This is a genomic window from Trichocoleus sp. DQ-U1 (assembly GCF_039961925.1).
Lineage (GTDB): Bacteria > Cyanobacteriota > Cyanobacteriia > Cyanobacteriales > FACHB-T130 > FACHB-T130.
Window position 1 is genome coordinate 67761 of the sequence record NZ_JAMPKB010000012.1, and the last position, 19560, is coordinate 87320.

A 19560-nucleotide genomic window follows, 5' to 3' on the forward strand; every position below is an offset into this window, starting at 1 on the left:
TACTACCATACGGCTATCGGAAATCTTGTTGACAAGCAATTAAGAGCGACTTGTCACGGGGATGAGAAAAATCATTAACGACCGACAACTGACAACAGATAAATAACCAAGCTCAGCAAAACTGAGTTGTATGCCAAAATCAGGATTGATGCATACTGAGCGACCATGCTGGGAACACAACTGGGAGGGCGCTATAAAGTTGTCAAAGTCCTAGGAGCTGGAGGATTTAGTCAAACTTACATTGCCGAGGATACGCAGCGACCGAGAAACCCTAAGTGTGTTGTCAAGCACCTCAAACCTGCTCGTCAAGATCCTGCTTTTTTGCAGGTGGCTCGACGGATGTTCAAAACCGAGGCAAAAACGCTTGAAAAACTGGGCCACCACCAACAAATCCCTCATCTACTAGCTTACTTTGAACAAGACCAACAATTTTACCTGGTGCAGGAGTTCATTGAAGGTTCGCCGCTGAGCGATGAATTGCACCAAGGTACGCGACTGAGCGAATCTGAAATTATTCAGTTCTTGCAGGATGTACTGGGCATCCTGGAGTTTGTTCATGCTTATCAAGTCATCCACCGCGACATCAAGCCGAGCAATTTGATCCGGCGGCGACAGGACGGCAAATTAGTTTTAATTGACTTTGGCGCGGTCAAGGAAATCCGCACCCAGTTGACGAGTGGAACCGATCAGACCAGCATTACAGTCGGAATTGGCACTCAAGGTTATGTGCCGAGCGAACAACTAGCGGGTAAGCCAAAATACAGCAGCGATATCTATGCCTTGGGGATCACTGCCATCCAACTGCTGACTGGGTTAAGACCGAACCAGCTACCAGAAGATCCTGAAACCTCTGAGATTATTTGGCGGGATAAAGTAAAGGTCAGCGATCGCCTAGCAGCAATTTTAGACAAGATGGTACGATACCACTTCCGCGATCGCTACCAGTCCGCTACAGAAGTCAGCCAAGCGATCGCTTCATTGACAGAGGTATCGTTATCTGAAAATACGCCCGTTGCAGAAAAATTTGATCCAGAAAATATTGCCGACAAAAGCGGGGAAAAAATTAGCGATCGCGCGGGTGTCCTTGAGAAAAAGGCATCGCCGATCCGTTTAGCGATCGCCAGTATCCTTGCTACCGGCTTGCTGCTGGGTGTACGACAACTGGGAGGTTTGCAGTCCTTGGAACTGGCAACCTTCGATCAGATGGTGCGGTTACGGTTTGCGACACGGGTATTGGGAGACTTAGATCGTTCATCCCCAATGGAAGGGCCAGATCCTCGCCTCCTAGTCGTCGAAATCACCGAAGCAGATATCAAAGCTCAAAACAGATATCCGCTATCCGACCGGACTCTGCATCAGCTGTTAGCGCAACTAGAACGGCATCAACCACGAGTCATCGGTTTGGATATCTATCGCGACATCCCGATGGAACCTGGTCATGCAGAATTATCCAGGCAATTACAAAAGAGCGATCGCATCATTACCGTCTGCAAAATCAGCGATATCGATAATCCTGGAGTTGCACCGCCAAAAATTGTCCCGGAAGACCGCCTTAGCTTTGACGATTTGGTGATCGATCCCGATAACGCCGTTCGCCGCAGTCTCTTGTTTGCGACTTCCGATGTCGGTGCCTGTAAGACCCCCTACTCCCTCGGTGCGCGTCTGGCACTGCGCTACCTGGAACAACTGGGAATCGAGGCACAACCGCACCCAAAAAATTATCTCCAGCTCAATTCAATTGTCTTCAAACCCCTAGAAGCCAATTTTGGAGGATACCAGCAGGCAGATTCAGGCGGCTACCAGATCCTGCTCGATTATCGCTCCGCTCATAATATCGCCCAGCAGGTAACGCTCACTGAAGTTTTGAAAGGTCAGATTAACCCCGATTGGGTGAAAGATCGCATTGTTCTGATTGGTGTCACCTCACCCACAGTTGATAACGTTTTTTATACTCCCTACGGGGGCAGTCGTAAGATGTTTGGGGTAAGGGTGCAAGCACAGACCGTCAGCCAAATCCTCAGCGTTGTTCTAGACAAGCGACCTTTGTTTTGGTCTTGGTCGGAATGGGTTGAGGTGCTATGGATTGTGGGATGGGCAGCCGTTGGCGGCATTTTAGCTTGGCGAATCCGTCATCCCCTGCGATTGATTGTGGTTGGAACTGCAACGCTGGGCATTTTGTTCGTTACCGGCTTCTATTTCTTTATGCAGGCAGGTTGGGTACCTGTCGCAGCACCAGCGCTGGGTTTGCTAGGTAGCGGCGGCTCCACGATCGTCTGTCGGCTGGCTCCAAAAAGAAGAAAACAAGAGCAACCTAAAACTCCCCAAGAGACGCTTTCAGCACCGATAGATAACTGCCCCCCAGAGGAGTCAATCCCAGCAGATACACTATTCACTCAGGAAATCAGCTTCCACTCAGGTTCTACACAAACAACGATGGGTGGCAACTTAGAACCTAATCAGTGCCACTCTTTCTCTCTTTCCGCCACTGAGGGGCAGCTATTGACAGTGGCAGCCGTAGAAGGCAACGTCAATATCACCGTAATCGATCCGGAAGGGCAAACGGTCGGGACGATTACCGATGGCGCACAGTGGCAAGCATTGCTGCCTTCTGCTGGCAATTACAAAATTGAAGTGTACGCGCCTGATGCATCTGTTTATACGGTCAGTTTTGATGTCGGAAACGATGCAACGGAAAGTTCAAACCCGACAATTCTCACAAATTCTCAATTGAACAGCAATAATAGTTTGACAGAGACAAGGATAGACGGCTAAAAGATTTATTGAGTTTGTTTTGCTTGAGATTGCTAATAGTTAATTGATTGATTAATGAATTGCACAATTATGGGTATATAGGAATCCTAGTTCAGTAGTGAGATGGGAGGATTTAGCTCCCCGATTTTTCCTTCACGAATCATGGAGAATTGGTATAGCAACGAGCAGTGAATTGGAGCGCCTTAATGGGTCTGAGTCTGTGCCGCTGGCTCCTCTCGCTGAGCTTTAAATGCAGATGAACCGGGAAGAGACTCTAGAGCGAGCTGACCAGCGATCGCTTTCTCTTCCACACTGCCTTGAATCTTAATTTACCTTTCGCACTTAATGAATCGACACCCCAGCCCTATCAGTCGGGAGAGTCAATCACGATCAGCGTATAATTGCCCCAATGGCAACTCCTGAGTTGTAGAGCGATCGCTGCCATCAATCAGTCTACCCTTAACCTGATTTCTCAACAGTATTTGAGCAGATTCTTAAATGTTTCTATATCTTTTTGCTGCTAGTTGAAGATTGCTTGGCTTCACATGGACTTTGCTAACCAAGTTTCTGCGAGGAGTGAGTCAGGGATCGGGCTTTTATGTCTCTCATCGACTGAAGAAAAATTTTTTAATTAATAGCTTGTCACTCAGCGGCAAGTTTCACTTTTTCCACATTTACAAAGCGAGGTTGCAAGGTGACAACCGTTTTGCGATCGCGATCCTTTACCTGACATTGCTGAATTAAACTTTGATTTAGCAATGCCCAATTTAGGGCACTCCAGAGATTCCAGCTAAATCTTGGCAAATTTACCAGAATCTGACTCAACCGTTTTAGTCTGATAAAAGCAGTTATGAAGAAAGGCTTTATGTAGGCGATCGCTAGATAGTTGTTGTCACGTATACAAACAAAATTCATAAACCTTAAACTGCCTCTCCCACCAAGTATGGACAAGCAAATTTAGCTGATCTGGGGGGAAGAGGGGTTCGAGACAGACAGATAAAACTAAATTCTTCCCTTGACTTACCAAAATAGAATTGTCATGTTTAATAATGAAGAATATCTATCTAAAGATGGGGAATCAATCTTGAATCAAGTGTTGTACTGACTCAACTTGCTCAATCTCTAGCAGATTCTTCTGCATATTACTCGCTGTTATGGAAACCCAAGACTCAGCTATCCATCAGTTTGAGCTTCAACTCTGAGTCGAATGCGCTTGAGGGGTCGCGGCAAAAGCTAAAGCTGGGAAGCTTATCTAACCGTATCTTTATGCATCGGGAATAACTCCGAATTATAGCCAAAGATCGTAATATGTGGAAGCTTTTAAAAGAATTGTTTTCTTCAAGACAATTTATCCCTCACGGTCACTGCTACCTTTGGCAAACGAAACTGGTATGGCTTCACCTGGTTTCTGACTTGTTGATTGCGATCGCCTATTTCTCAATTCCGGCGATGCTCATCTACTTCATCCACAAGCGGAAAGATATTCCCTTTCAAGGGATATTTGCCTTATTTGGAGCCTTTACTATTCTCTGCGGTACCGGGCACCTGATGGAAATCTGGACGCTTTGGCATCCAGTTTACTGGCTGACAGGAATTGAGAAAGCGCTGACTGCCTTGATTTCGTGCTACACGGCTCTAAAATTGGTAACGCTGCTGCCGCAATTCCTAGCTTTGGAAACGCCCGAACAACTAGAGATTCTCAACCAGGAACTCCAGAACGAGATTGCAATCCGGGTGCAGGCAGAAGAAGCATTACGCCGTGTCAACGATGAGTTAGAAATTCGGGTCAGCGATCGCACCGCCGAGTTATTAAAAACGCTGCATAATCTAGAATCTGAAATCGCCGAACATAAACAGACACAGCAGGAGTTACTCCAGAGTCAGCATTTCATTCAACGGATTGCCGAAGCAAGCCCCAATGTTTTGTTTCTCTACGATCTGAGCGAGCAGCGCAATGTTTATATTAATCGTGAAATCGCCGTTACTTTAGGGTATACCCCCCAAGAAATTCAAGAAACGGGGTTAGATTTCCAGAAGCTGATGCATCCTGACGATTTCGCTAGACTGCCGGAATATTTCCAACAATTCGAGGACGCCTCTGACAGCGAAATCTTTGAGAATGAGTACCGGATGAGGCATCGAAATGGAGAATGGCGGACTCTGCTCAATCGGGATACTCTGTTTGCGAGAACCGCTGACGGCAAGGTGAAGCAGATTCTCGGCACGACCAGCGATATTACTGAAAGAAAGCAAGCAGAAGTTGAAATTCGTCTGTTGCTGGAAGCAACCCAAGCCATCAATCGTTCTGTTGACGTAGATACTGCTTTAGCAATTATTCTGCGGTTAATTTGTACGACAATCGGCTGGGATTTGGGAGAAACTTGGGTTCCGTCTGATGATGGTACAGTTTTAAAAAATAGTCCGGGTTGGTACGGGTGCGATCGCGATGCGGTCGTCGCTTTGCAACATAGCTCGGTTGAAGAATTCCGACGCCATAGCGAAACAGTCACATTTAGAGCCAACGTGGGTCTGCCAGGGCGCGTTTGGTCATCGCAGCAACCAGAATGGGTCGAAGATGTTTCCGAAGCCACCCAGGAAACCTTTGTGCGATCGCAAATCGCCGCAAAAGTTGGATTAAAAACGGGTTTGGGCGTGCCAATTCTCGCCAATCAGCGAGTGCTGGCAGTGTTAGTTTTCTTTAAGCGTGGCAAAAGTGCAGAAGATCGGCATTTGTTTGAGCTAGTAAGTGCGGTAGCGGCTCAGTTAGGTTGGCTGATTGAGCGCAAACTTGCCGAAGCCGCTCTCAGAAGCAGCGAAGAACGGCTGCAAATGGCGTTAGATGGGAGTGCCTTAGGGATATGGGATTGGAATTTAACGACCGGAGAGATGTATTTCGACCGGCAATGGAAGAAGATGCTGGGGTATGAGCCAGAGGAGATTGAGAACAGTTACCAGTCCTGGGAGCGGCTAGTACATCCAGAGGATACCTCTCGGGCGATAGACTCTTTAACCTTGCATCGGGAAGGTAAAACACCCGTTTCCGAAATTGAATTGCGGATGCGCTCAAAATCAGGCGAATGGAAGTGGATTTTGTGTCATGGTAAGGTGATGGAGCGCGATCGCTCTGGTGTGGCGCTGCGGATGACGGGGACGCATAAAGACGTTAGCGGAGCGAAGCGCGACGAAGTCGTTCGCATTGCCTTAGAACGAGAACTCGCCTTGCGGGAAGCTCGCCTGAATGCCTTTTTCAGCTCGGCTCCTGTCGGATTGAGCATCATGGACGAGCAACTGCGATTTGTGCAAATCAACGAACTCCTGGCAGAGGTGAATGGTTTCCCCGCGGGTGACATGATTGGCAAGAGCCTCTGTGAAGTCATCCCCGATATCGCCCCTAAGCTGGAACCTCTCTATCGGCGAATGTTCGCAACAGGCGAATCTATTCTCAACCAAGAAATCAGCGGTGAAGTACCGAGCCAACCGGGTATTGTTCGAGACTGGATGGTTTCTTTCTTTCCCATACCAGACGAGGATAATCGGCTTTCTGGCGTTGGGGGAGTGGTGATGGAAATCACTGCTCGTAAACAAGCGGAGGTGGCACTGCGCTCGGCGACCGAACGCCTGCAACATCTGCTCACCTCTAGTCCGGGAATTATTTATAGCTGCAAGGCATCGGGGAATTATGACATCACCTTTGTCAGTGAGAATATCAAGACAGTTTTAGGCTATGAAGCCCAAGAATTTCTCGAAGATGGAACTTTTTGGGCAAGCCACATCCATCCAGAAGATGCTAGTCGCGTCTTTGCTGAATTACCGCGACTGTTTGTTACAGGAGATTACGCCTACGAATACCGCTTTTTGCACAAGGACGGAACTTATCGCTGGCTCTACGATCAGATGAAATTGGTCAAAGACGAAGCGGGTAATCCCATCGAGTGCGTTGGGTATTCCTTAAACATCAGCGATCGCAAGCACTCAGAAGATCGGCTGCGACTGCTGGAGCGAGCGATCGCCGCTTCTAGCAATGGTATTGTCATTAGCGATGCCCAACTGCCCGACACGCCAGTGATTTACGTCAATCCAGCTTTTGAGTCCATCACGGGTTACTCGGCAGCAGAAACTCTGGGCAAAAATTGCCGCTTTTTACAGGGACCCGACACCACCCAACCCGCTCTTGAGGAGCTGCGGCTGGCACTGCGCGAAGCAAGAGAGTGTCGCGTTGTGCTGCGGAACTATCGCCAAGACGGCAGCTTATTTTGGAATGAATTTTCTATTGCTCCGGTGCGAGATGCTTTAGGGTGCTTGACTCACTATGTGGGGATTCAAGCGGATATCACCGAGGAGCGAATGGCAGTAGAAGCGCTGACCAATCAATTTAGCCGGACTGTCCTGCTCAAGCAGATTGCCGAAGAAATCCGCTCTAGTTTAGAACCTCAGCACATCTTTGCCACCGCTGCCGAACAAATTTCTCAGCTACTCAGGATCGACCGCTGCCTGATTCATACCTACGTTGCCCGACCCGAACCCAGAATTCCTATAGTCGCTGAGTTTGTGGCTCCTGGTTATTCATCGCTGCTTTCTTTGGAGATTCCAGTTGTCGGCAATCCGCATGGAGAGAAAATGCTGGCGCAAGATGTCGCCATCTCCTCACCAGATGTTTATGCTGAGCCTCTTTTAGAAGCGGCTGAGCCATTTTGCCGCCAGATCGGTCTAAAGTCGATGCTAGCAGTGCGGACTTCTTACCAGGGAGAACCGAACGGAGCAATTGGCTTGCATCAGTGCGATCGCATCCGTCAGTGGACAGCAGACGAGATTGAACTATTAGAGTCTGTTGCGGCTCAAGTCGGGATTGCGATCGCTCAAGCTTCCCTCTTAGAGCAGGAAAAACAACAGCGTGCCTATCTCGACTACCAAAATCAACAGCTACAGCAAGAAATTAGAGTTCGTCAACAGGCACAAGAAGAGCTTGTCAATGCTCAAAGCGAACTGCGGCGGCAGTTAGTCGCGGTAGAGTCGGCATTGGATGGTATGGCGATTCTCAATGCCGAGGATGAGTACATCTATCTGAACGATGCTCATATCAAGATTTTTGGATACGACAACATCAATGACCTTTTGGGTAAGACTTGGCACAAACTTTTTTACCCAGATGAAATTAATCGCTTGGCTCAAGAAGTTGTTCCGATTCTGTTACGAGAGGGAGAATGGTGTGGAGAAGCAATCGGTAAAAAGCAGGATGGAAGCACCTTTTTCCTAGAAATTTCTCTGACTTATACCGAAGAAGGATTTCGGGTTTGCATCTGCCGGGACATTAGCGATCGCAAACAAGCGGAAATTGCCTTGCAACAGCAATTTTTGCGGGAACGGTTGGTGGGGACTATCCAAGAACGCATTCGCTCCTCTCTTAACCTAGAGGCAGTCTTGAAAACAGCCGTGGATGAAGTCCGACAATTTTTGGCAACCGATCGGACAATTATTTACCACTTTAATCTAGACTGGAGCGGGGTTGTGGCTGTCGAGTCAGTGGGCGAGGATTGGACGCCAATTGTCGGAAGCAATATTCAAGACGGCTGCTTTGTGGAAACCTATGTCCCCCTTTACCAGCAAGGTCGCATTCGAGCGATGGCGGATATTTACAACGCGGGTCTAAATGAGTGCCATATTGATTTACTCAGCCAGTTTGAGGTGAAAGCGAACTTGGTGGTTCCGATTTTGCAAGGAGAAAATTTGTGGGGATTGCTGATTGCCCAGCACTGTGAAGGCGCAAGGGAGTGGCACTCCTCCGAAATCGAATGTCTCAGACAGTTATCTGTGCAATTGGCGATCGCTATCCAGCAATGCACGCTCTTTGAAAAAGCCACCACTGAAATTATCGAGCGCAAACGGGTCGAGGAGGCATTGCAACGGAGCAACAGTCGGTATCAAAATTTGGCAACAAACATACCGGGCATGATTTATCAATTTATGATGCGCCCGGATGGGATGATGAGTTTTCCGTATATCAGTCCCGTTTGCCAAGAAATCTTTGGTCTTTCTCCAGAAGCGGTTCAGCAGAATATATCTTTAATATTTGATGTCGTTCATCCAGATGACTTACCCAATGTCATTGAATCGATCGCTGTCTCAGCGAATACGCTAAAACATTGGCATGGCATCTGGCGAATTATTGTGCAAGGGAACATCAAATGGATTCAAGGGGATTCTCGACCGGAAAAGCAAGCGGATGGGAATATTCTCTGGGATGGTTTGATGATCGATATTAGCGATCGCTTTCAGGCTGAGGCAGAATTACGCAGAGCGAAAGAAGCTGCCGAGGTTGCCAACCACGCCAAGAGCCAATTTCTCGCCAACATGAGCCACGAACTGAGAACGCCACTCAATGCCATCCTCGGCTTTACCCAAGTGATGAACCTTGACTCATCTTTATCCAAAACTCATCAGGAATATCTGGGAATCATTAATCGAAGTGGCGAACATCTCTTGGAATTAATCAACGACATTCTAGAAATGTCCAAGATTGAGGCAGGCAGAACGACTATTCATGAAAATTCCTTTGACTTAATTCGCCTCTTGGACAACCTAGAAGAGATGTTTCGATTAAAAGCGAAATCCAAGGGATTACAGATTATCTTAGACTATGCCCCAGATATTCCTCAATACGTGCAAACAGATGAAAGTAAATTGCGGCAAATCTTGATGAATCTCCTCGGAAATGCCATCAAATTTACTTCATCCGGCGGTGTCACCTTGCGAGTTAGACATCAAATCGATAATCCGCAGAAATCTCATTCCCCATTATCCATTCCCAATCACCGTTTGGTGTTTGAAGTCGAAGATACCGGCCCTGGTATTTCCCCACAAGAAGTAGACAAACTATTTGAAGCTTTTTCCCAAACAGAAACAGGTCGGCAATCTCAGCAAGGAACTGGATTAGGCCTACCAATTAGCCGCAAATTTGTGCAACTTCTGGGAGGAGATATTGCAGTCAGCAGCCAAGTAGATCGGGGAACGCGATTTTCATTTGATATCCAGATTCGTCAAGCTGAAGCGACTGATATTCAAACGACACAGCCGCAACCCAGGGTGATTGGTTTAGTCCCGAACCAACTTCAATATCGCATCCTAGTGGTGGAAGATCGCCTGGAAAATCGCATCCTGTTAGTCAAACTCCTGACAGATGTTGGATTTGAAGTGCGTGAAGCCGAAAATGGTCTAGAAGCATTTGCCCTGTGGAAGACTTGGCAGCCGCACCTGATCTGGATGGATATGCGGATGCCAGTGATGGACGGGTATGAAGCCACCCGACGCATTAAAGCGGATGTGAATGGTCAGGCGGTAGTCATTATTGCGATAACCGCCAGTGCCTTTGAAGATCAGCGAAACCTGATTTTGTCAACAGGCTGCGATGATTTCATCGGCAAACCTTTCCGGAATGAAATTATCTTTGAAAAAATGGCTCAACATTTAGGGGTACGTTATCTTTATGAAGAGTCATTAGAAGGCGAAAGTTGCTTCCTCCCTCGACCTAGGGGGACTACGGAAACTTCAGCACCCAATTCATCGTTTCTCCTAAGTCCTTCGTTCTTTCAAGAGATGCCTGTTGAGTGGATTGCAGCTCTCTATCAAGCCGCTATTGAGGCAGATGCGGAGTTGATTTTGAGCCTCGCCGAGCAAATCGCGGAGTCAAAGGCTCCAATATTCAATGCTCTGGTGGATTGTGTCAACAACTTTCAGTTTGAACAGATCACTGATTTAATCGAACAAATTATCTAATGAATAGCGATCGCGTATTTCCACTAAACGGAAATATTCTACTTGTTGACGATACGCCAAACAATCTGCGGCTGTTATCCGATTTGTTAAGTCATCAGGGCTATAAAGTTCGCAGCGTAACGAACGGACAAACTGCTCTAAAAGCGTGTCAGGCAAAACCGCCCGATTTGATTTTGCTCGACATCAATATGCCTCAAATGAATGGCTATGAGGTCTGCGAAAAACTGAAAGCTAACGAGCAAACCCGCGAGATTCCTGTAATTTTTTTAAGCGCTCTCGATGAGGCGATTGACAAGGTAAAAGCTTTTACGGTTGGCGGAATCGATTACATCAGCAAGCCGTTTCAGGTAGAAGAAGTGTTAGTCCGCGTCAAGAATCAACTGGCTCTGAGAGAAGCACAAGTAAAAGTTCTGGAACTGAACGCAGAGCTTGAAAATCGGGTCAAGGAGCGTACCAGTCAGTTAGAAAGGACGAATCAAGAACTCAATGAAGAAATTCTTGAGCGCAAGCGAATCCAGAGCCAACTGCTAGATATGGCGTTGCACGATCCGTTAACTGGCTTGCCCAACCGGGCTGTCTTCATGGAGCGTCTCGAAAACGCACTCAGCCGGACTAAGCAAGAGGCAGATTATCAGTTTGCGGTGTTATTTCTCGATTGCGATCGCTTTAAAGTCGTCAACGATTCTCTTGGTCATCTGGTAGGAGACGAACTGCTGATTGCATTTGCCAAGCGTGTCCAAAAGGCTCTCGCCCGCCGACTCGAACCCTGTCTGAGCATCATCAATACGCTAACACGATTAGGAGGGGATGAATTTGCAATCATCGTTGAACAAATTAATGATGCCTGCACTGCTACCGTAGTTGCCGATCGGATTCTTCAAGAACTCATGTATCCTTTTCAACTATCCAGGCATGAAGTATTCATGAGCGCCAGTATTGGCATCGCTTTGGGAAACAATAACTATGAACAACCTGAATATTTGTTGCGGGATGCAGATACCGCTATGTACCATGCAAAGACATGTGGCAAAGCTCGGTATCACGTTTTCGATCCAGCCATGCACCAGGAAGCTATCCAGCTTTTACAGCTAGAAACCGACCTGCGAAAGGCTATAAATCAACAAGAATTTCAAGTTTATTATCAGCCGATTGTTACACTGAATACTGGCAAACTTGCTGGATTTGAAGCCCTAGTGCGCTGGAATCATCCCCATCGGGGATTTATTTCTCCATTGGACTTCATTCCAATTGCAGAAGAAACGGGTTTGATTACTCAGATTGATACTTGGGTGATGCGGGAAGCTTGCCAGCAATTAAAGATTTGGCAACAACAAAAACTAACGCAAGAACCTCTAACAATTAGCGTGAATCTTTCAGGTCGGCAGTTTTCCCAATCAAACTTAATTGAGCAAATAGACGAAATTTTTAAAAAAACTCAACTAAGTCCACAAAGCTTAAAACTAGAAATCACAGAAAGTGTCCTTATAAATAATAGCCAATCAGCAATGGCAATTATTCAGGAACTCAAGAAGCGTCAAATTCAGTTAAGCCTTGATGACTTTGGAACAGGTTATTCTTCTTTAAGTTACTTGCACTGCTTTCCAATTAATACCCTAAAAATTGACAAATCTTTCGTTAACCGTATGGAAAGTAGTCAAGAAAATATAGGGCTGGTTCCCGCAATTATGAGAATGGCTCATACGATGGGGATAAATGTGATTGCTGAAGGAATAGAAACTTCCGGTCAATTAGCCCAACTAAGAGCGCTCAATTGTGATTTTGGTCAAGGATATTTGTTTTCCAAACCTGTAGAAAGTAAATTAGCTTCAGAACTAATTGAAGCAGATCCTCAGTGGTAACAATTCTCTAGGAAAATTTCTTTTTATTTTAAAAATTAAATTTAATCTGCGGAGCATACAAAATTAATTGAATCGGGGGAGTGTACATCTGCTTGTATTTCTCCTTCGGCTAAAAGATATGGTGTTCGCACGTCTTTAGTTAAGTTGCCAAACGTTGATTGATTTCCCTGGCATCCCCCCAATAAATTGGGAGATTTTAACTTGATTTTCCCCTTGTTTAAGGGAGGTTATGAGAATAAAACGACGCTTGCAAGTTCAAGAAGACTTGTGTGTCCACGGTAGCCTTTAAAAGAGGGTAAAGTATTTTGTAGGTTGGCTTTCTTCCTTCAATCCAACACCCTGTTCGGTTGGGTAAGACCTAATCCTTCAAACCAACCGCAGATTTCGTTGCTTTAAAAATTTCCACAAAATTATTTCATTTATCACGGCTTTGTCACATTAGTCTACTATCTCCGGATATATATACAAAAAAGGAAACAATTCGTTAGATTTATAAAAAGTTAGTCTGAAGGCTTGAACTCCTTAGCCGGACAGCACAGACCTTTCCAAAATCGCACCTCTATCAACACTAGCCGCACTAAACTTTATGGTATCAACTCCTCCATCTCAAGCTTCGTCATCTCAATACGAAGTTACTAATTCAGAAGCAGAAATCGAGTCTTTGGTTATCGAAGCTAAACCAGAAAGTGATATTGATTTAGAGTTTCTATACACCAGAGATATTGAATTTCGCCAGGAAACCATTTACTTCATTGTTGTAGATCGTTTCTATGACGGCGATCCTGACAACAGCGAAGGGCCAAACCCAGAACTTTACGATCCAGAGCGAAAAGATTGGGGTAAATATTGGGGTGGAGATTTACAGGGAATTATTGAAAAACTAGATTACTTAAAGGACTTAGGAGTTACCGCAGTTTGGCTTACCCCCCTGTTTGAGCAAGTGGAAGCATTATTTGTTGAGCAAGCTGCAATTCATGGCTATTGGACGAAGGATTTTAAACGGATTAATCCTCGCTTTATTGGCAAGGATGAAGAACCTTCGCTCAATAAAACTCAAGATACAAAAGATACAGTTTTTGACAGATTAGTTGCTGAGTTACACAAACGCAAGATGAAACTGGTGTTGGATATTGTGTGTAATCACAGCAATCCAGATTTCAGCGGGAAGAAGGGAGAACTCTACGACGATGGAGTAAAAATTGCTGATTTTAATGACGATAAAGATAACTGGTATCACCACTATGGTGAAGTTACCAATTGGGAAGATGAGTGGCAGGTGCAAAATTGTGAATTGTCTGGTTTAGCAACTTTTAACGAAAATAACGTCGAGTACCGAAACTACATTAAATCAGCCATTAAACAATGGCTAGACCGGGGAGTTGATGCTTTACGGGTTGATACTGTAAAGCATATGCCGATCTGGTTTTGGCAAGAATTTAACGCGGATATTACCACTCACAAACCAGATGTTTTTATCTTTGGCGAGTGGATTTTTAGCGACCCTCGAAGCGACCTTTCGGTAGAATTCGCCAATGAATCTGGCATGACAATGCTAGATTTTGGTTTTTGTTTGGCAATCCGAGCGGCTTTGGCGCAGGGTGCTGAAGGAGGATTTCACCTGATTCAAGATGTTCTGGATCTGGATCATCGTTACTGCGGGGCGACGGAGTTGATTACATTTATTGATAATCACGATATGCCCCGCTTCCAGTCATTGAATCCCGATCCAGAGATGCTGCGGGTAGCGATCGCTGTGATTATGACCTCCCGTGGGATTCCCTGTATCTACTACGGTACAGAACAGTATCTCCACGACGATACCAACGACGGGAACGATCCTTACAACCGTCCGATGATGGAAAATTGGGACACCGAGTCACGCCTCTATCGAGATATCCGGTTGCTATCAGGTTTGCGGCGATTAAATCCAGCTGTATCGATGGGGAGTCAGTGGCAAAAATATCTAACGCCTGATGTTTATTGTTATGTACGTCGTTACCGCGATTCTGTTTTGTTTGTAGCGATGAATCGAGGGGAAGCTGTCAAGTTGGAAGCAATTGATACGGAGTTACCAGACGGCGAACATACCGATATTTTAATGCGGCGCAAGTTTGAAGTTACAGACGGAAAGTTGCAAGACTTGGAACTAGACGCGCGGGATGTAATTGTCATCAGTCATGTTGGGGAACGCATCAAGGGGCAAACGATTGTGCGGGTACAACTTAATGGAGTGCAGACACAGCCGGGTGAAACTGTTGTGGTAATCGGAGATTGTCCGGAGTTAGGCAATTGGGATATCTCTAAGGCGTATCCGCTAGAATTCATCAATACTAATACTTGGTTTGGGGAAATTCCCTTTGATGAAAGTGCTGGAAAGTTAATTACTTACAAGTATGCACTGTGGCGTGAAGGTCAGGCACCCTTGCGCGAAAATACTGTCGGTCGCCGCTGGGTTATTGCCACGGAAGGGACAGTAAAATGGCGCGATAGATGGGCAACAGGACGGGAATCTTAAGTATTTAAACGCAAAGGTACGCTAAGGAAATCCCAAAGGTACGCGAAGGAATATTTAACTTTGTGTACCTTGGTGATTTCCTTTTACTAACTCTGCGTTATAAATTTTCAGTTATTCTAAGGTTGCTAACAGTTCGAGGAAGACTCCGTTTGTCCAGCCAAAGCCAATTTCGTTGGAACTGTAGCCAAAGAGAATTTCATGGGAAACATTGGCGGAGCAATTACAAACGTCATATTTTTCTACCAGCGTTCCGTATTTTTCAAACTCTTGCGCTAGCAGAGATATAAACTTTTTCGCTAAACGATCGGCGTCTTGGTGATAACCATAGCGATGAAGTCCTTGAACTGCAATTAATTGTAAAGGTGCCCAACCAAAGGGAGCATCCCATTGATTTCCGGTTACGTGAGTGCTGGTGAGTAATCCTCCCGGTGCCTCAAATTCGGGTAAATTTTCAACCACTCTTTTGGCTTGTTCTTCAGATGCAATTCCAGCCCACAAAGGATAAAATGTGGTAGCAAATTCATAGGGGCGACGCTTGCCAGTATGGAAGTTGTAATCAAAGTAAAGTCCAGCTTCTTCATCCCAAAGAAATCGGTCAATTAATTTGTGGCGGTTGCGAGCGCGATCGCGCCACTGATGAGCAATTTCTTCATATCCCAAAATATCGTTTATCTGGGCGGTATCTTGCTCTGTTTTATAAAGCAAAACATTCAAGCAAACAGGCGCATAGTGAATAATATCTACACTAAATGGGCCAAAACGGTTGCTGATGTCAAACCCAGATTCTCGCATGGAACGATCGCCTTTGTAAAATAAATCAGTTAAGCGATCGCTCTGGCGGTCATAATACAAGTTGACATCGTAAGCTTCAACTGCAAACGTCCGATAATATTCCCGTACCCGATCATAATGAGTTCTCCCTTCTTCATCCCGCTCGGAAATTAACACTTCCGGCGCTGGACCTTCACCTAATGCAAAATAGCGCGAAAGTCCGGTTGCTTGATTCAGGTGGGGGGGTAATGTCCAATAGTAGTAAAAACGTTCAACGGTTGGCAGTACTGATTGCAGCCAGTCCCGATCCTGCGTGTGCTGGAAGAGAGCCAAAATCATCGGCGTAAGGACGGGAGGTTGCGATCGCGTCAGCATATAGGTACGATTGGCATTCAAAATCGTGCCGTAATGCTCAATTTCATAAATTAGCTGTTCCACCAAGCTTTTGGCTAATTCTATTTCTCCATCTCGCAACAATCCTAACTGGATAAAATAGCTATCCCAGCCGTACATCTCATTAAAACGACCGCCCGGAACCACATAGGCATGAGGTAAATAGAGCAACCCGTGATCTTCAATTTGATCAACTTCTGCCGGTAACGTGCGAATTTCAATTTGATTAAATTCTTCGTTGCTCAAAACTTCCCGCAAAGATGCCTCAATGAGCGCTCGATCTTCTGATTGCGAGACATAGATAGGCCAACCTTTACCGGGAATATGACCAATTTTCGGGTCGCGGGCAGCATCCAAAATATGCTCGTGAGAGCGATAGAGGGTTTTCCAAGTTTTTTTAATGTAGGCTTTTACTGCCTGAATTTGTTCTAGGGAGGGAAACAATTCGGTTTGAGGTAATGATTGATTAATCACGATTTTTCCTTAGTATTTGTAATAAATCTGTCTGTTGCCCCCCGCTCGATGGGGGGCAACAGTATCTGATGTCCAGTATGACAAAGGGGAATCGATATTAGCGATCGCTTTCGCTAATTAATAAAGCGACCGGAAAGTGTTTTAAGGCGTCCGCAATCAACACCGTACCATTCGCGATCAGGGACTGAGAAGTAATTGCATCTTTCATTGCAGATGGCATTCCCTGCGGTAGCTTCAACCGGGTGTCACCCCATACTTCGCCCAAAGGATATTCTCCTTCTTGGACAACGTTCGTCAGCAATCGCGGGACAATTGTAATTGCCACCCGATTTTCATAACTTCTGGCAAAAGCAACAATCCGATCCTGAAACTTTCCATTCACTTCTAGCGGTACATAATCTCCTTTTTGGAAAACTGCCAAATTTTGTTTTCTTGCCTCTAAAACCCTAGCTATCAAGAAAAGCTTAATTCTTCCATCCTCGTTACTCGTAAATAGCTCATCGATCAGCTTCAGAACATCTGCCTTAGCTTTCTCTTTAATCTCTTTAAGGAATGCTAGCCGCTGCTCAAAGTCCACTGGACGCCGATTATCTGGGTCTACTAAACTCAGCTCCCATAACTCCGTTCCTTGATAAAAATCAGGTACGCCAGAAGCGGTAATTTTTAGCAAAGTTTGAGAGAGAGAATTGAAAATTCCGTAGTAAGCTATCGATTGTTGGAAGGGCAGAAACTCCTGGAGAAATTGATTATCTGTGGAAGGCTTCAGGACTTCTTCGATAAAAGCAACAAAGCCATCTTCATAATCAGTATCCGGTCTGAGCCAAGCGGTGTGAACCTTAGCCTCTCGAACCGCTTTCACTACATATTCTTTCACGCGCTCTACAAAGTGCGATCGCTCACTTTCAGTAAACGGAAAAGCACCAACCAGCGTTTGGTAAAAGAAATATTCATCATTCTTTTGAGGAAAAACCCGACCCTTCATGCGGCGTTTTTTAGAGTCGTTAATTTTACTCCAAGTTTTTACCTGTTCTTCCCACTCATCGGGAATTTCTGAAAGCACATTTATTCTAGCTCTGACATCTTCCCCACGCTTGGTATCATGGGTTGCCGTGGCATTCATTTTATGAGGCCAACGCTCATGCTGCTTTTGGTTGAACTCGTGAAAATCTGCAACGCTAACCCCAAATTGGCTCGGATTTCCACCCACTTCATTCAGTGATAAAAGTCGGTTGTAAACATATAAAAGCGTATCCTCAATTCCTTTCGCCATCAATGGGCCAGTCAACTGCTGAAGTCTCATCACGAAGTGACGCTGTACTTCTCTTTGTTCTGCCTTTAAAGAGTCCTCCTCTTCTAGCAACAAGAGTTTTTCAATGTAGTTCAGTTCCTTTAAAAGCAACGGCACTTGCTCTCTAGCTTTTTCAATGACTTCCTTCACATAGAAGCGATCCGATTCTCTTAATCCCTCTTGATTGATATAAGTTCGATAAACGGGAAACAGTATCAGAATCTCAGCCAATGCTCTTTGCAGACCATGCTGAGTAAAATCGATTCCTACTCTAGAATGCCCCGATACTCGTTTCAAAAGATGGGCTAAATTATCTACATCTCCCGCCATATTTTTCTCTACAATCAGCCTTTTTTTATCCATAAAAAGCTGCTCGTAGGGGGTATTTAAACCTGTCAGTCTAGAGTAAATCTCAGTAAACCGTTCCTCGCTCTCAGTTCGGCAGAAAATACCGTTAACATAGTTTAAGAAGTCATAGCCGCTGGTTCCCTCTATAGGCCAGTAAGCAGGTAAATCTTCTTTATGTTCCAGAATTTTTTCAACCGTAATATAGACATCTCCAGCTTTGTTTCTCAGCCGTTGCAAATATTCACTTGGATCGTAGAGTCCGTCAATATGGTCGATTCGGAGTCCTGTGATTGTTCCAGACTCAACCAACTGACTTATAAAATTATGAGTTTTATGAAAAACCTTGATTTCTTCGACTTTGACAGAAATTAATTCGTTGACGGTGAAAAATCTTCTATAATTCAGTTCTTCAGCACCCACTTTCCAAAACGAAAGGCGATAGAACTGTTCTGAAAGCAACCTATCAAGAGAATTAAAACTTTCTGGATTGCCCTTCTCCCCATTAAAAAACTCTATGTTGCTATCGATAAACTCCTGAACCTCAGGATTTTGGGTATAAAGTTCCCCCAAAAGTCCTTTTACAAAGGCTATCTGGTCATATCGTTCTTTACCTTTTGGTTCTACTAGCGTGTTTTTAAGCAGGTAAAGAATCCCTAGTAATTTAACAAAATCTGGATGATTTCTTCCCAGAGATTTAGCTAGTTTTCCTAAGTTATGAGTAATAAACGGGGCATAAGATTCTATTTTTACAGGAAGTTTTAAGCTAAAGTAGTTAACACTCAGCCCGCTTTGATCGTACTGGAGTTGAATTTCGGCATTTTCCAAACAATCTCCATAAAAATTACCCAACATTGGGGCAAGAACGCGCTCTCTCAGGTTTTCATAAGGATGATTCCAGTCAATATCGAAGTAATCGAAATACTCGGAATTTGGTCCGTTTTCGAGGATGTCCATCAAGAACTGATTTTGGCTATCATAAGCCATGTGGTTGGGAACAATATCCTGTACCCATCCCATATCGTAATTCTTGATTTCATTCACCAATGCTTCAAAATTTTCCGGTGTTCCTAGTTCGGGATTCAGTTGTGTGGGATCAACAACATCGTAGCCATGAGTGCTACCTTCTCTTGCTTTAAAAATGGGCGAAGCGTAAAGATCGGAAATTCCTAATTCAGCGAGATAAGCAATAATTTTCTTGGCTGAATCAAAGGGGAAATCTGCATTAAATTGAATTCGGTAAGTAGCTGCTGGAATCCGCATGATGTAATTTTAATTCCTCAATGATTTTTCTAATTTTGTCAGGTGAACAGTGCTTGCTCTACAGTGACGACTGGCGAAGCAAAGCCTCAATCGTCTCGTTATCATCAGTTTGATAATTAGGATTGGAAGGC

Annotated in this window: 7 protein-coding genes; 4 read left to right on the top strand and 3 right to left on the bottom strand. The window is 45.1% G+C overall.

Annotated features, from left to right (window positions below; translation table 11 throughout):
• Positions 1–165: 165 nt before the first annotated feature.
• Positions 166–2772 carry a CHASE2 domain-containing protein gene (locus NDI34_RS07530; protein WP_348232308.1) on the top strand — a complete coding sequence of 869 codons (2607 nt, stop codon included), beginning with the start codon at positions 166–168 and terminating at the stop codon, positions 2770–2772.
• 621 nt (positions 2773–3393) lie between these two features.
• Here NDI34_RS07530 and NDI34_RS07535 read toward each other — a convergent pair.
• Positions 3394–3666 carry a hypothetical protein gene (locus NDI34_RS07535; protein ID WP_190428830.1) on the bottom strand — a complete coding sequence of 91 codons (273 nt, stop codon included), beginning with the start codon at positions 3664–3666 and terminating at the stop codon, positions 3394–3396.
• A 393-nt stretch (positions 3667–4059) separates the two neighbouring features.
• Here NDI34_RS07535 and NDI34_RS07540 point away from each other — a divergent pair, with 393 nt between their 5' ends.
• The 3 genes from NDI34_RS07540 (at position 4060) to NDI34_RS07550 (ending at position 14895) form a co-directional block, all read left to right on the top strand.
• Positions 4060–10521 (top strand): PAS domain-containing protein, encoded by a 6462-nt coding sequence (locus NDI34_RS07540; RefSeq protein ID WP_348232309.1) that lies wholly within the window; start codon positions 4060–4062, stop codon positions 10519–10521.
• Complete coding sequence (locus NDI34_RS07545; protein WP_348232310.1) at positions 10521–12380, top strand: EAL domain-containing protein; 1860 nt, start codon at positions 10521–10523, stop codon at positions 12378–12380. Before NDI34_RS07540 ends, NDI34_RS07545 begins: the two co-directional genes overlap by 1 nt.
• Before the next feature lie 586 nt (positions 12381–12966).
• The gene (locus NDI34_RS07550; RefSeq protein ID WP_190438964.1) at positions 12967–14895 is read left to right on the top strand and encodes an alpha-amylase family glycosyl hydrolase; all 1929 of its coding nucleotides are present in this window, start codon (positions 12967–12969) and stop codon (positions 14893–14895) included.
• Between the two features lie 111 nt (positions 14896–15006).
• Here NDI34_RS07550 and NDI34_RS07555 read toward each other — a convergent pair whose 3' ends face one another.
• Positions 15007–16530, bottom strand: coding sequence for a trehalase family glycosidase (locus NDI34_RS07555; protein ID WP_348232327.1), 1524 nt, complete (start codon positions 16528–16530; stop codon positions 15007–15009).
• Between the two features lie 100 nt (positions 16531–16630).
• Complete coding sequence (gene treY / locus NDI34_RS07560; RefSeq protein WP_348232311.1) at positions 16631–19429, bottom strand: malto-oligosyltrehalose synthase; 2799 nt, start codon at positions 19427–19429, stop codon at positions 16631–16633.
• Positions 19430–19560 lie beyond the last annotated feature (131 nt).

Bases quoted from the DNA above. Each gene is read 5' to 3' on its own strand.
- NDI34_RS07530 (WP_348232308.1), top strand. From the start codon at position 166: ATGCTGGGAACACAACTGGGAGGGCGCTATAAAGTTGTCAAAGTCCTA.
- NDI34_RS07535 (WP_190428830.1), bottom strand. From the start codon at position 3,666: ATGAATTTTGTTTGTATACGTGACAACAACTATCTAGCGATCGCCTAC.
- NDI34_RS07540 (WP_348232309.1), top strand. From the start codon at position 4,060: ATGTGGAAGCTTTTAAAAGAATTGTTTTCTTCAAGACAATTTATCCCT.
- NDI34_RS07545 (WP_348232310.1), top strand. From the start codon at position 10,521: ATGAATAGCGATCGCGTATTTCCACTAAACGGAAATATTCTACTTGTT.
- NDI34_RS07550 (WP_190438964.1), top strand. From the start codon at position 12,967: ATGGTATCAACTCCTCCATCTCAAGCTTCGTCATCTCAATACGAAGTT.
- treY (WP_348232311.1), bottom strand. From the start codon at position 19,429: ATGCGGATTCCAGCAGCTACTTACCGAATTCAATTTAATGCAGATTTC.